The following is a 14,143-nucleotide window of genomic DNA, read 5'->3' as shown; positions in this document are numbered from 1 at the left end:
TCAAAAAGTTAAGGTAACAGGAGCATCTAAATAATAGATGCTCCTTTTTTATCAAAATAAGAAATTATTTATAAAAGGTGTGGGTATAATAATTTTAATTAGAATATTAGGATTAAATTATTGTTATAGATGATAAAATTATTAAATTAGTTGCAACAGTTGAAATGAGAATGACTCTCATATACAATTAACTCAAGTCAAACGAGAAAAAGAAAAGTTAATTAATAAATAAATTTATGGAGGTACATAATGAAGAATAAAGTGTTAAAAACAATAGTGGCAGCTTGTATGACAGCTATGATGTTTGTTGGATGTGCTAGCAATGGTACAACAAATGAGGATAAAACTGCTGAAAATACTGTAACAGTTACAGATGTAAGAGGAGAAGTTGAAATACCTGCAGAGCCTCAAAGAATAGTAGATTTAAGTGGAAATAGTGATATTTTGTCAATTTTAGGATATGACGTTGTAGGGACTGCAAATAGTGATGCTTATGACTATACTAAATTCCCTTCATATTTAGAAGAAACATTAAAAGGTGCAGAGATTTTAGGATATAGCATGCAAGATACTATGGATGTAGAAGCTGTTATGAACTTAAATCCAGATTTAATAGTTATATCAACAGTTCAAGAAAAAATGTATGATGCATTAAGTGAAATTGCTCCAACAGTTATGATTCAATTAGAAGCTTTAAACTGGAAAGATGACGTTAGAGCTTTAGGAAAAGTATTTGATAAAGAAGATGTTGCTAATGAATGGATAGCTAATTATGAAGCTAAAGCGAAAGAAGCTGGAGATAAAATCAAAGCTGAATACGGTGAAGATACAACATATCTTTCATTCTTAGCAAGTGGTGGACAATTCTTTATTTTTGATGGTGCAGGATTTGGTGATGTATTATATAACGATATGGGATTAGCTAAGCCAGAAGGAATGCCGGAACAAACTGATATTAGTTTACCAGTTGTAACTTATGAAGGATTAGCAGCAATTAAAGCAGATTATATATTTGCAATAGCAACAGATGAAGATTTAGCTCAATTAGAAGCAAATAGTATTTGGAATAACTTGCCTGCAGTTAAAGAGGGTAATGTAGTAATATTAGAATCATCACCATACTTTAACCAAGGATATAGCCCAATCGGAAGAGAAATATTAGTAGATGAAATAGGTGAAATGTTAAATGAAACAAAGTAATAAACGTACAATAATATTTATAATTTGTAGTTTGTTACTCTTAGCAGGAGGATTGACTTTAGCCATTAGGCTAGGGTCAGTCCATATTACATTTTCGGATATTTGGGATAGTATTTTTAACTATAGTGAAACTTTAGAACTTATGTTAGTTAGAGATGTACGTATTCCAAGAGCTCTTGCTGTATTATTTACAGGTGGAGTATTAGGAGTAACAGGTGCAATGATTCAAGGTGTTACTAGAAATCCAATAGCTGAACCATCTATATTAGGTATAAGCCAAGGAGCAACTTTAGTAATAGCTATTTTTTATGCAGCAGGAATAGGAATAACTACTAAAAATGTAATGATAGCTACTTTTATAGGAGCATTAATAACTGGAATAATAGTTTTAGGATTTATATCAAAAAAAGCAAATAATAACTCAATTGCAAAGATACTTTTAGCAGGAACAGCTATGAGTACATTTTTTATTTCTTTAACTACGGTAATTGGCCTTTTATCAAATCAGTCTCAAATGATAGGATTCTGGGTGTCTGGAGGTTTTAGAAATGCAAGTTGGGCAGATTTTAAATTAATCTTTATAGTAGGAATTGTAGGACTTATTATAGCAATATTTTTATCACCAAAGATAAATATATTAAATTTAGGTGATGATGTTGCAATTGGACTTGGAGAAAATCCAGAAAAAATAAGATTTATTACTCTTATGGTTATGATACCAATGTGTGCAGCAGCAGTTGCAGTTGGTAAAAATATAGCTTTTGTAGGGCTTATAGTGCCTCAAATAGTTAGAAAATTATTAGGAGAAGATTATAGAAGAAATATTCCATGTTCATTTTTACTTGGAGCAGTTCTTTTAACATTTGCAGATATTGCAGCAAGGATGATATTTAATCCTTATGAAACACCAATTGGAGTGTTTACGGCATTAATAGGAATACCATTCTTTATATCAGTAGCTAGAAAGGAGAGAGGATAATGAATAAGAAAAAATTTAAACTAGTTATAGCAGTTTTAATTATTTTATTAGTAGTCTCTTTTATGGTTACATTATGTTGGGGTACATATAAAGTTTCACCTTTAGAAGTTATTAATACTCTTTTGGGAAATGGGACTAAACTTCAAAATACAGCAATATTAACTATTAGACTTCCAAGAATGTTAGTTGGTATCTTTGTGGCAATTGCATTATCAACAGCAGGAGCAATTCTTCAAACTGTAACTAAAAATGATTTAGCAGATACAGGAATAATAGGTATAAATGCTGGGGCAGCTGTAGCAGCAGTATTATTTATTACATATTCAACTGGAGCATACTATAGTGAACTAGGGCAATTATCAATATTTGTATTACCTGCCATGGCTATAATAGGGGCTGCAGTTACGGCATTTATAATATATATGATGTCTAGTAGAAAAGGAATAAAGCCTAAAAGACTTTTGTTAATTGGAATTGGATTAAATGCAGGACTTAATGCATTTATAACATTCTTTACCTTTAGAGGTGGTGTTGGAGACTACAATAGAGTATTAGTTTGGACATCAGGAAGTCTTTGGGGATCAGGATGGAGCTATGCAAAGGTAATAATTCCAATAGTAGCAGTAATGTTTATGGTAGTTTTATTAAATCATAAAAAACTAGATGTTTTAAATCTTTCAGATGAGTTAGCAATATCATTAGGCTTAAATTTAGAAAAGGAAAGAAAAAAGTTCTTAACTTTTGCAGTTATTTTAGCGGGAACAGCAACAGCTTTTGCAGGTAATATAGGATTTTTAGGACTTATATCTCCTCATATTGCAAGAAAGTTAGTTGGTCCTTATCACAAGAAATTTATTACAGTTTCAGCAATGATAAGTATTATTATAGTTATTCTTGCAGATGCAGTTTCAAGAAACTTATTCTCTCCAATTGAGATTCCAGTAGGAATAACAGTATCAATATTTGGAGTACCATATTTTATTTATTTAATGATGAAGGAGAAATAATTATGGAAGCTATTAGTGTAAAGAACTTAAGTGTGGCATATGAAAATAATACTATAATTGAAGATATGAGTTTATCTATACCAAAAGGGAAAATAAGCATAATAATTGGAGCAAATGGATGTGGTAAATCAACTTTACTTAAAACTATAGCGAGAATTAATAAGCCTAAAAGCGGTGATATCTTCATTAATAATAAAAATATAAAAAAAGTAAAAGAAAAAAATATAGCAAAAGAAGTTGCATTTTTACCACAAGGACCAGTTTGTCCAGATGGGCTTACAGTAAGAGAACTTGTTGCTTTTGGTAGATTTCCTCATCAAAAAATGATTGGTGGTCTTACTAGTCATGATAAGGAACTTATTGATTGGGCAATAGAAGAAACAGGACTTAGTGAATTTGCTGATAGAGGAGTTGAAAACTTATCAGGTGGGCAAAGACAAAGAGCTTGGATTGCTATGACATTAGCTCAAGAAACTGAAATAATAATGCTTGATGAACCAACAACTTATTTAGATATGTCTTACCAATTAGAAGTGTTAGAGGTACTTCAAAAGCTTAATAAAGAAAAAAATATTACAGTAGTTATAGTTCTTCATGAACTTAACAATGCTTGTAGATTTGCAGATAATATTATTGGGCTTAAAAAGGGAAAGATTATTTGTCAAGGAAGACCATTGGATGTAATTAATAAAGAAAATTTAAATACTATATATGGAATAGATGCGAACCTTACAATAAGTGAAGATGGACAATATCCAATATGTATGGAATATGACTTATTTAGGGGGACAGATGAAAAATAAAAACTTTATAATAATAGTTATAGGACAGATTATTTCTCTTTTTGGAAATGCAATTCAAAGATTTAGTATGTCTCTATATTTATTAGAATTTACAGGGAGTACTGCTACCTTTGCTAACATATTAGCAATATCAACAATACCGTATATTTTATTTGCACCAATTGCAGGTAGACTTTCTGATAATATAAATAGAAAAAAAATAATGGTTTATTTAGATTTATTTTGTTCACTACTAATTGGAGCATATGCTTTTGTGTTACTTAAAGGAAATGATAGTGCATTAATAGTTGGAACTGTTATGTTTATATTGTCTATATGTGCTACATTATATGGACCAGCAGTAACATCCTCAATTCCACAAATAGTAAGTGAGGATAAGCTTACTTCTGCAAATGGAATAATAAATCAAGTAGGATCAATTGTTAATTTTGTAGGTCCCATACTGGCAGGTCTTCTTTATGGAATATTAGGAATAAAAATAATAGTAATAATAAATGCAGTAAGCTTTTTAATTTCTGCAATAATGGAAATGTTCTTAGATATTCCTGATGTAGTGAAAAGTAAGGATATTAACAATAATGAAATAGCTATTGATAATGAAAAAGAAAAATTACTGTCAATAAGCTTTATTAAAAAATCATTTTTAGATATGAAAGATAGCTTTATTTATTTAAAAAGGGAAAAGAAAGTTGTGCTTGGAATTATAGCTTCTTATGCATTTTGTAATATTTTCTTAGTACCAATATTATCAATAGTTGCACCATACTTTATAAATATATTTTTAGGACTTTCATCAGAGATTTATGGAATAGTAGAAGGTATATGTGTTTTAGGAATGATATTAGGCGGATTTGTGATAAGTATAAAACCTAATATGTTTTCAATGAAAAAAGTTCATTATACATATTTTCCTATGATAGCAGGAGTTATCTTAATGTCTACGCTAGGGTTTATAAAGTTAAATAATTATGCGTTAGCAGGGCTTTTTGCCTTTGGAGGTTTAGCAATAATGCTATCTTTAGCATTATCGAATATATTAACATTAACATTCATACAAAAACAAGTACCAAGTGAAATGTTAGGTCGTGTATCAGCATTTTCAACAGCAGTAGCAACTGTAAGTGTGGCACCAGGTCAATTGTTGTTTGGACAGGTTATTGATATGGGAATACCAATCGGAATAATACTTATAGTAACTGCTATATTTAATATTGGACTTATGTTATTTATTAAGTGGAATGTAAGAGAAATACAAAATGGTTAATAGTTTAACATTTTATTGAAATTATTTTAAAACCATGTGGGTATATGCCTACATGGTTTTTTTATAAAAAACTTACTATATATTTATATAAAAAAACAATAAATTTTGGTAAACTTGTGTAAACTAATGATTATACATGAATTTGAAAGGTGGAAATAATATGAATAATAAAATATGGGATTATATATCAACAATATTAATAATTATAAATGGTGTTATTTGTACTATCTATCATCAAGAAATATATGTATGGTTGCCTAGTATATGTGCGATAGTGCTTTTAATAAAGGGAACAATAAAGATGGTTGAAGGCATTAAGGAAAAGGATTATGCAAGTTTAGAGAAGAAAAAATTAGAGAGATCAATTGTAATAATAGCAGTTGCTATTGCTATGTTACTTCAACTAGATAATGCTTTAGTTGTAGTTTGTATATTTTGGGGGTTATCTGGTTTAAATAAATCAGCAAATTATTTAAATGAAGCATTATATTATTTTTATAAAGGGAAAAATGGATTTTTATCATTAATAAAAGCAATAATAGAATTCACATTATCAATTTTATTAATTTTTGATCCATTAGGAAAGGTTACAGAGCATATATTAATATTAGGATTTGAACTTATTTTTGAAGGAATATTTGAATTAATAAGTATTCATAATGGAAAAGAAGAGCTTATAGATTAGATTATTAAATAAAAGATATTTTTGAGTGAGTTATATCAGCTTGAAAATATCTTTTTTGTTTAAATAAGAAATGATATTTAAGAATTTAAAAAGAATAAAATAAATTTTTCAAAACTATTGCAAAACGTTTACATAAGGTGTATTATAAAGTTAACCGATTTAGTAAACCGATTCAGTAGGTAAATAGAGTTATAAATATAGAGGTGATGAATTTATGAATAAGGTATGTGTACTTGGAAGTATGAATATGGACTTAGTTGTAAAGGTTAATGATATACCAAGAGTAGGAGAAACTATTCTATCAAAATCATTTGAAAAGATAGCTGGAGGAAAAGGTGCAAATCAAGCAGTTGCAGCTAAAAGATGTGGTGCAGAAGTAGCCATGATAGCTAAAATAGGAAAAGATGAAAATGGACAAATTCTTAAAGATAAATTAATAGAAGATAATATAGATGTAAAATATGTTTTTGAGGATAAAAGAGAAGCAACGGGAATGGCAATTATTATGGTTAATGAAAATGGCAATAATTCAATAATAGTTGTAGCAGGTTCAAATATGACAATAGATGAATATGAAATTGAAGCTTCAGTAGAAAAGATTAAAGAATATGATATATTGATATCTCAATTTGAAACATCTGAAGAAATGACTTTAAAAGCATTTTTAAAAGCAAAGGAGCTTGGAAAGATAACAATATTAAATCCAGCTCCTGCAAAGAAAATAAATGAAGAACTTTTGAAAGTAACAGATATTATAGTGCCAAATGAAACAGAGGCAGAGGTATTAACAGGAATAAAAGTTGAAACTTTAGAAGATGCAAATAAAGCTGGACAAGCATTTTTGGAAAAGGGAGTTAACTTTGTAATAATAACTTTAGGTTCTAAAGGAGCAGCTGTAATAGGAAAAGATTTTTGTGAATTAGTACCAGCATATAAGGTTAATGCAATAGATACAACAGCAGCTGGTGATAGCTTTATTGGGGGGTTAAGCTCTAAGTTAGATTTTAAAAATATAAATAAAGAAAGTTTAATAAAGGCTGTAAACTTTGGAAATAAAGTATCATCAATATCAGTTCAAAGAAAAGGTGCACAGCCATCAATTCCATATTTAAAGGAAATAGAAGAGATTTATGCGGAGGATTAGTTATGAGAAAGACATCATTATTAAATAGTAATTTAAGTACAGTAATTTCAAAGATGGGACATACAGATAAGTTAGCTATAGGAGATTGTGGATTACCTATACCAAATGAAACTGAAAGAATAGATTTAGCCTTAATTGCAGGAGTACCAACATTTTTAGAAACACTGAAAGTAACCTTAATGGAATTAGAAATTGAAGAAGTACTTATAGCAAATGAAACTAAAGAGATAAATCCAGAAACATTTGAGGAAATAAAAAAACTTATAGGTGATGTAAAAATAACATTTATATCTCATGAAGAATTAAAGAATAATTTAAAGGAATGTAAAGCTGTAGTTAGAACTGGTGAACAAACACCATATGCAAATATAATTTTAAAATCAGGAGTTGTATTTTAGTTATTAGGTAAAGGGAGGTATTTAGAATGAGTAAAAAAATACCAATGTTAAAAATGGAGGGAGTATCTAAAATATTCCCAGGTGTTAAAGCGTTAGATAATGTTCATATTGAAGCTTACGGTGGTGAAGTTACAGCACTAATGGGTGAAAATGGAGCAGGTAAATCAACATTAATGAAAATATTAAGTGGGGTTTACCAAAAAGATGAGGGGAAGATATTTATTGATGGTGAAGAAGCTAAAATAAAGGGGATAAAATCAGCAGAGGAGTATGGTGTAACAATAATACATCAAGAAATGAGTGTTATTAATAATTTAACAGTGGCTGAAAATATATTTTTAGGAAATGAAAAGTTTAATAAATTTACTGGAAAGATTAATAAGAAATTATTAGTTGAGAGAAGCAAGCTTTTTCTAGAACAAATAGGATGTAATATAGATCCAAATAGGCTAGTAGGTAGCATTAATGTTGGTGAAAAACAAATGATTGAAATAGCAAAAGCTTTAACTAAAAATGCAAGGGTAATAATAATGGATGAGCCTACTACTGCATTAACAGAAGTAGAAACAAAAAATTTATTTAAAGTTATAGATAATTTAAAGAGAAAGGGTATAGCAATTATTTATATATCCCACAGAATGGAAGAAATATTTGCAATATGTGATAGAGTAGAAGTTTTAAGGGATGGTAAGTATGCAGGAAATGCATTAATTAAGGATATTGATAATGATAAGTTAATTGCAATGATGGTTGGAAGAACTATAGAAGATCAATTTCCATATAGAGAAACTAAAAAGGGAAGTAAAATACTGGAGGTTTCAAATTTAACTTCAAAAGCTGGAGTTAATAATGCGAACTTTAATGTAAAAGAAGGAGAAATATTAGGGGTTGCAGGTCTTATGGGTTCAGGAAGAACAGAACTTGCAAAAACTATATTTGGAGAATACAAAAAGGATTCAGGAACGATTAAATTAAATGGTAAAGAAGTAAATATTAAGAGTGTTCAGGAAGCCATAGATTATGGAATTTGTTATTTATCAGAAGATAGAAAAAAGGAAGGCTGCGTTCTTAGTTTATCAGTGGCAGAAAATATGATACTGTCAAACCTTAAAAAGTACGAGAACTCTTTTAAAGTAATAAATAAGAATAAGGCAAAAGAAGATGTAGATTATTACATAAAAAAAATGAAGATTAAGACTCCAAATAGAGATCAATTAATAAAAAACCTTAGCGGAGGAAATCAACAAAAAGTAATTTTAGCAAAATGGTTAATGTTATCACCAGAAGTTCTTATAATAGATGAGCCAACTAGGGGGATAGATGTAGGTGCTAAAAAAGAAATATATGAATTATTAAATGAACTTAAAGCTCAAGGTAAAGCGATAATAATGATATCATCAGATTTACCAGAGGTTTTAGGAATTAGTGATAGAATTATGGTAATGAGTGAAGGGAAAATATCTGGCGAGCTAAGTAGAAGTGAAGCATCACAAGAAAGTATTATGAAATTAGCAGTTGGAATGAATTAATGGTTAGGGAGGAATTTAATATGAACGGTAAATTTAAAGAAAACTTAGATAAATACAAATCTCTTATAGGGTTAGTAATATTATGTGCAGTAATAACTTTTGTATCACCAGCTTTTATGACTTTATCAAATATAACCAATGTTTTTACTCAAGTTTCTACTAATGCAATAATTGCTGTAGGTATGACTTTTGTTATCTTAACAGGAGGAATAGATTTATCAGTAGGTTCAACAGTAGCTATAAGTGGAGCATTAGCAGCATCTATAATTAAATCAACGAACAATGTACTTTTAGCAGTTTTAGCAGCAGGAGCAGTTGGAATAGTAATAGGATTAATTAATGGGTTACTAATAGCAAAAGGAAAGTTACAAGCATTTATAGCAACACTTGCAACTATGACAATATTTAGGGGTGCAACATTAGTATTTACAAATGGAACTCCGATATCTAAATTACCAGAAAAGTTCGTAAACATAGGAAACGGAAAAATAGGATTTATGCCAATTCCAGTCATTATTACTGTAATCGTTTTAATAATAGCTATATATGTTTTATCACAAACAAGATTTGGTAGATATTTATATGCTTTAGGTGGAAATGAAGATTCAGCAAGATTATCAGGTATAAATACAACTAAAGTAAAGACACTTGTATATGTTATTTCAGGTTTTGCATCATCAATTGCAGGGGTTATCATAGCAAGTAGAATAGGTTCAGCTTCACCAAATGCAGGTACAGGCTTTGAATTAGATGCAATAGCAGCAGTTGTTATTGGAGGAACATCATTAGCTGGAGGAGAAGGTAGAATTACAGGAACTATAATTGGTGCACTTATTATAGGTGTATTAAATAATGGATTAAATTTAATGAATGTATCACCATTCTATCAATCAATAGTAAAAGGGTTAGTTATATTAATAGCTGTATTATTAGATAAGAAAAGCAGAAAAAAAGCATAATTACAAATAAGGGAGGATATACCATGAAAAGTTTAAAAAGAATATTGGCATTAGGGTTAGTAACTATTATGGCAATGGGTTCATTTATGGGATGCTCAAAAAATGAAGATAGTAAAAAGATAGGTATAGTATTATCAACTTTAAATAATCCCTTCTTTGTAACTATGAAAAATGGAGCAGAGGAGGAAGCTAAAAAATTAGGATATGAACTAATAGTATTAGATTCACAAGATGATCCTGTAAAAGAAAGATCAAATGTAGAAGATTTGATACAACTAGGTGTTGTAGCATTACTAATAAATCCAACAGATAGTGATGCTGTTGTTAAGGCTGTAGAAGTTGCAAATGAAAGTAATATTCCAGTAATAACTCTAGATAGACAAGCAAATGGTGGAGAAGTAACAAGTCATATAGCTTCCGACAATGTTAAAGGCGGAGCTATGGCAGCTGAATTTGCATTAGAACAATTAGGAGATTCAGAAAAGATAAATGTAGTTGAGCTGCAAGGTATTCCTGGAGCTTCAGCTACAAGAGATAGAGGAGCGGGTTTCCACAGCATTTTAGATTATAATTCAAATGTAAGTTTTGTATCTAGTCAAGCAGCTGATTTTGATAGACAAAAAGGACTTTCAGTTATGGAAAATGTAATACAAGGTAATAAGGATATACAGGTAGTATTTGCTCATAATGATGAAATGGCACTAGGAGCAGCAAAAGCTATTAAAGCTAGTAATATAAATGCAATTATTATAGGTTTTGATGGTGGAGATGATGCTTTAGATGCAATAGAAAAGGGAGAAATGACAGCAACAGTAGCTCAACAACCAGATCTAATTGGAGCATTAGGAGTTCAACTTGCAGAAAAAATATATAATGGTGAAAAGGTTGATAAGGAGATTGCAGCCGACTTAAAAATTGTAAGTCAATAAGTAAAAGTTAGGAGTGAAGAGGGAATGAATAAATTCAGCCATGCTGAATTTAAAAAATAGATTTTAGAAAATTATTAAGAGGTTTAAACATTAATTTTTCACTTTTATTTCTTTACTCTTAACCTTTCGCTAACTCTAGACCCTTACCTAAATAAATTGCTTCGCAATTTATTAAAATGGTGTAATATATAGCTTAGGGGAAATAAAGTTATTAAGCTTTATAGCCTACTAAAACTAAATTTATGATTTAGGGCATTAGTTTATGAGGTGTAGATTATGAGCAAAACAACACTATTAGATATTGCAAAAGAAGTAAATTTATCAAAAACAACAGTATCTATGGTATTAAATAAAAAAGATATAAATGTATCTGAAGAAACTAGAAATAAAATATTAGAGGCCGCAAAAAGATTGAATTATATACCCAATTCTTTGGCAAGAAGTCTTAGTACTAAGAAGACTTACACTATTGGTTTTATAATTCCAGATATAGAAAATCCATTCTTTTCAGAAATGGCAAAGGCTATTGAATCTGAAGCAGAAAAGTATGGATATAGTATGATTCTTTGTAACACTTTTAATAATGGAAGTAAGGAAGAGGAATATGTAAGGCTACTTATAAGCAAGCTTATAGATGGGGTAGTAATTGCATCAAGTGGGGAAAAAAATAATTCTACAGAATTATTAAAGAGTAATGAAATTCCCTTTGTTATATTAGATAGGCATATTGATGAGCAAGAAAATATTAATGGAGTATTTTGTGATAACAAAAGTGGAATAAAACTTGGAATAGAGTATTTAATTAAAAAAGGATATAAAAATATAGCTTTTGTTGGAGGAAATAATAAAGGAGTATTAGCTAATTCGAGATTAGAATATTTTTGTGAAACAGCGAAAGAGTATAAAATATTTGATGAAGAACTTATATTAGAAGAGGAATTTTCATTAGAAGGTGGAATAAGAGCAACAGAAAATTTAATAAAGAAAAATAAATTAATTGATGCAATATTCTACAGCAGTGATGTTATGGCAATTGGAGGCATGAAATGTTTGCTTAGAAAAGGGTACTCTATACCTAATGATATAGGAATACTAGGATATGATAATATAGGGATTTGTTCTTTTATTGAGCCTGAATTAACTACAATAGCTCAACCTATATACAAGATGGGAGAAGAATCTTGTAAGTTATTGATGAATGAAATAAATAAGAAAAATAAATCAAAACATATAATAAATTTGAGTCCGTATTTAGTAGAGAGAAAGACAATAAGATAGATTGGTTGGTGGATAAAATGAATAAGGAAATGTTAATTTCTAAATCAAAAGATATTAGAACAAATATTATAGAAATGTTATATGAATCAAAGTCTGGTCATCCAGGGGGATCATTATCTTGTGCAGATATACTTACATATCTTTATTATGAAAAGATGAATGTTGATGTAAATAATCCAAAAGATGAAAATAGAGATAGATTTGTATTAAGTAAGGGACATGCAGCTCCAGCACTTTATTCAGTACTGGCTGAAAAAGGATTTTTCGATAAAGAAGAATTAAAAAACTTAAGAAAACTTGGAGCAATGCTTCAAGGACATCCAGATGCTAAAAAGATACCAGGAGTTGATGTATCTACAGGATCATTAGGACAAGGTGTATCAAATGCTGTAGGTATGGCATTAGGGCTTAAGTATAAGAAAAGTACAGCGAAGGTATATACAGTTTTAGGTGATGGAGAACTACAGGAAGGATTAGTATGGGAAGCTACAATGGCAGCATCTCATTATAAACTAGATAATTTAGTAGTTATTATAGATAATAATGGATTACAAATTGATGGTAATAATGAGGATGTAATGGGAGTAAGTCCATTAGATGAAAAGTTTAAAAGCTTTGGATTTAATGTAGTTACTTGTAATGGTCATGATTTTGATGAAATACATGAAGCTATGAATATAACAGATAGAATAGAAGGAAAGCCAAGTATAATAATTGCGCAGACTATAAAAGGTAAGGGTGTTTCATTTATGGAAAATGAAGCAGGTTGGCATGGACAAGCACCTAATAAGGAACAAACTGAAAAAGCGTTAATTGATATAAATAATTAGGAGGATCTAAAGATGGGAAAAGCAACAAGAGAATCATATGGAATGGCACTAGTTGAATTAGGAAAAGAGAATAAAAATGTTGTAGTGTTAGATGCGGATCTTTCTAAATCAACAAAAACAGCAGATTTTAAGAAAGAGTTTAGTAATAGATTTTTTAATGTTGGAATAGCTGAACAAAACTTAATGGGAATGGCAGCAGGATTAGCTAATGTAGGATGTGTACCTTTTGCAAGTACATTTGCAGTTTTTGCAACTGGAAGAGCCTTTGAAATAATAAGAAATTCAATATGTTATCCTAAAGTTAATGTTAAAATAGCAGCAACTCATGCAGGTATAACAGTAGGTGAGGATGGTGGTTCACATCAATCTATTGAAGATATAGCTTTAATGAATTCGCTTCCTAATATGACTGTTATAGTGCCAGCAGATCATAGAGAAGCAATGCAAGCTACAAAGGCAGCTGCAGAAATATATGGTCCAGTCTATTTAAGATTTGGAAGATGCAATACTGAAGATATATTTGGTGATGATTATAACTTTGAAATAGGAAAAGGAACAGAACTTAGAGCTGGTAATGATGTAACAGTAATTGCAACTGGTATGATGGTTCAAAAGGCTATAGAAGCCTCAAAAGCTTTAGAGGCAGAAGGTATTAATGTAAGAGTTATTAATATGTCAACAATTAAGCCAATAGATAGAGAAATAATAATAAAGGCAGCAAAGGAAACTAAGGGAATAGTAACTGCAGAAGAACATTCTATAATTGGTGGGCTTGGTGCTATTGTTTCGCAAGTTGTATGTAGTGAGTATCCAACTAAAGTTAAAATGGTAGGTATTCAAGATACCTTTGGTGAATCTGGAACTCCTAATGAATTAATGAATAAGTATGGATTGACAGCTGAAAAAATTATTGAAGAAGTAAGAAGTATATTATGCTAGATAATTAATTTATTAAAAAGCAGATACAAGTCTATTAGCGTAGGATTGTATCTCTGGTAATGATAAATTAAGTGAAATCATAATTTATTTGAAGCCATGTGGGATATATGACTACATGGCTTTTTTTTGTGTGTGCCCAGCATGGGCAACAACTTGACGGTGAAAGTCCGTTGTGGGCTTGGTAGTGGGAACCACTAGC

General features: G+C 29.9%; 14 protein-coding genes. All 14 read left to right on the top strand.

The window, feature by feature from the left end:
- The first annotated feature begins 249 nt into the window (after positions 1-249).
- Complete coding sequence (locus LPC13_RS06740) at positions 250-1,200, top strand: iron-hydroxamate ABC transporter substrate-binding protein (protein ID WP_005213708.1); 951 nt, start codon at positions 250-252, stop codon at positions 1,198-1,200.
- Positions 1,187-2,179 (top strand): FecCD family ABC transporter permease, encoded by a 993-nt coding sequence (locus LPC13_RS06735; RefSeq protein WP_005213709.1) that lies wholly within the window; start codon positions 1,187-1,189, stop codon positions 2,177-2,179. The genes LPC13_RS06740 and LPC13_RS06735 overlap by 14 nt, the downstream gene beginning before the upstream one ends.
- Positions 2,179-3,186, top strand: a complete 1,008-nt coding sequence (locus tag LPC13_RS06730; protein ID WP_005213710.1) for a FecCD family ABC transporter permease — start codon at positions 2,179-2,181, stop codon at positions 3,184-3,186. The genes LPC13_RS06735 and LPC13_RS06730 overlap by 1 nt, the downstream gene beginning before the upstream one ends.
- A gap of 2 nt (positions 3,187-3,188) precedes the next feature.
- Positions 3,189-3,989 carry an ABC transporter ATP-binding protein gene (locus LPC13_RS06725; protein WP_005213711.1) on the top strand — a complete coding sequence of 267 codons (801 nt, stop codon included), beginning with the start codon at positions 3,189-3,191 and terminating at the stop codon, positions 3,987-3,989.
- Entirely contained in the window at positions 3,979-5,253 is a 1,275-nt protein-coding gene (locus LPC13_RS06720) for an MFS transporter (RefSeq protein WP_005213712.1), read from the top strand. The genes LPC13_RS06725 and LPC13_RS06720 overlap by 11 nt, the downstream gene beginning before the upstream one ends.
- Before the next feature lie 160 nt (positions 5,254-5,413).
- The gene (locus LPC13_RS06715) at positions 5,414-5,938 is read left to right on the top strand and encodes a DUF308 domain-containing protein (protein ID WP_040419533.1); all 525 of its coding nucleotides are present in this window, start codon (positions 5,414-5,416) and stop codon (positions 5,936-5,938) included.
- Positions 5,939-6,152: 214 nt separating this feature from the next.
- Positions 6,153-7,082: a ribokinase gene (gene rbsK / locus LPC13_RS06710; protein ID WP_234088710.1), complete on the top strand. Its 930-nt coding sequence runs from the start codon at positions 6,153-6,155 to the stop codon at positions 7,080-7,082.
- Between the two features lie 2 nt (positions 7,083-7,084).
- Positions 7,085-7,480: a D-ribose pyranase gene (rbsD, locus tag LPC13_RS06705; protein ID WP_005213716.1), complete on the top strand. Its 396-nt coding sequence runs from the start codon at positions 7,085-7,087 to the stop codon at positions 7,478-7,480.
- 26 nt (positions 7,481-7,506) lie between these two features.
- Entirely contained in the window at positions 7,507-9,009 is a 1,503-nt protein-coding gene (locus LPC13_RS06700; protein WP_005213717.1) for a sugar ABC transporter ATP-binding protein, read from the top strand.
- A gap of 20 nt (positions 9,010-9,029) precedes the next feature.
- The gene (locus tag LPC13_RS06695; protein WP_040419535.1) at positions 9,030-9,968 is read left to right on the top strand and encodes an ABC transporter permease; all 939 of its coding nucleotides are present in this window, start codon (positions 9,030-9,032) and stop codon (positions 9,966-9,968) included.
- 23 nt (positions 9,969-9,991) lie between these two features.
- Positions 9,992-10,897 (top strand): ribose ABC transporter substrate-binding protein RbsB, encoded by a 906-nt coding sequence (gene rbsB, locus LPC13_RS06690; RefSeq protein WP_005213719.1) that lies wholly within the window; start codon positions 9,992-9,994, stop codon positions 10,895-10,897.
- Between the two features lie 276 nt (positions 10,898-11,173).
- Positions 11,174-12,175 carry a LacI family DNA-binding transcriptional regulator gene (locus tag LPC13_RS06685; RefSeq protein WP_005213720.1) on the top strand — a complete coding sequence of 334 codons (1,002 nt, stop codon included), beginning with the start codon at positions 11,174-11,176 and terminating at the stop codon, positions 12,173-12,175.
- A 17-nt stretch (positions 12,176-12,192) separates the two neighbouring features.
- Entirely contained in the window at positions 12,193-13,005 is an 813-nt protein-coding gene (locus LPC13_RS06680) for a transketolase (RefSeq protein WP_040419537.1), read from the top strand.
- A 12-nt stretch (positions 13,006-13,017) separates the two neighbouring features.
- On the top strand, positions 13,018-13,944 hold the full coding sequence (locus tag LPC13_RS06675) for a transketolase family protein (RefSeq protein ID WP_005213722.1): 927 nt from the start codon (positions 13,018-13,020) through the stop codon (positions 13,942-13,944).
- The last annotated feature ends 199 nt before the right edge of the window (positions 13,945-14,143 follow it).

It is taken from the genome of Clostridium celatum (assembly GCF_021412605.1).
GTDB lineage: Bacteria > Bacillota > Clostridia > Clostridiales > Clostridiaceae > Clostridium > Clostridium celatum.
Note: the sequence above shows the minus strand (reverse complement) of the source record. Positions and strands in the feature narration are given on the sequence as shown.

Coding starts and splice junctions, on each gene's coding strand:
- LPC13_RS06740 (WP_005213708.1), top strand. CDS start 250: ATGAAGAATAAAGTGTTAAAAACAATAGTGGCAGCTTGTATGACAGCT.
- LPC13_RS06735 (WP_005213709.1), top strand. CDS start 1,187: ATGAAACAAAGTAATAAACGTACAATAATATTTATAATTTGTAGTTTG.
- LPC13_RS06730 (WP_005213710.1), top strand. CDS start 2,179: ATGAATAAGAAAAAATTTAAACTAGTTATAGCAGTTTTAATTATTTTA.
- LPC13_RS06725 (WP_005213711.1), top strand. CDS start 3,189: ATGGAAGCTATTAGTGTAAAGAACTTAAGTGTGGCATATGAAAATAAT.
- LPC13_RS06720 (WP_005213712.1), top strand. CDS start 3,979: ATGAAAAATAAAAACTTTATAATAATAGTTATAGGACAGATTATTTCT.
- LPC13_RS06715 (WP_040419533.1), top strand. CDS start 5,414: ATGAATAATAAAATATGGGATTATATATCAACAATATTAATAATTATA.
- rbsK (WP_234088710.1), top strand. CDS start 6,153: ATGAATAAGGTATGTGTACTTGGAAGTATGAATATGGACTTAGTTGTA.
- rbsD (WP_005213716.1), top strand. CDS start 7,085: ATGAGAAAGACATCATTATTAAATAGTAATTTAAGTACAGTAATTTCA.
- LPC13_RS06700 (WP_005213717.1), top strand. CDS start 7,507: ATGAGTAAAAAAATACCAATGTTAAAAATGGAGGGAGTATCTAAAATA.
- LPC13_RS06695 (WP_040419535.1), top strand. CDS start 9,030: ATGAACGGTAAATTTAAAGAAAACTTAGATAAATACAAATCTCTTATA.
- rbsB (WP_005213719.1), top strand. CDS start 9,992: ATGAAAAGTTTAAAAAGAATATTGGCATTAGGGTTAGTAACTATTATG.
- LPC13_RS06685 (WP_005213720.1), top strand. CDS start 11,174: ATGAGCAAAACAACACTATTAGATATTGCAAAAGAAGTAAATTTATCA.
- LPC13_RS06680 (WP_040419537.1), top strand. CDS start 12,193: ATGAATAAGGAAATGTTAATTTCTAAATCAAAAGATATTAGAACAAAT.
- LPC13_RS06675 (WP_005213722.1), top strand. CDS start 13,018: ATGGGAAAAGCAACAAGAGAATCATATGGAATGGCACTAGTTGAATTA.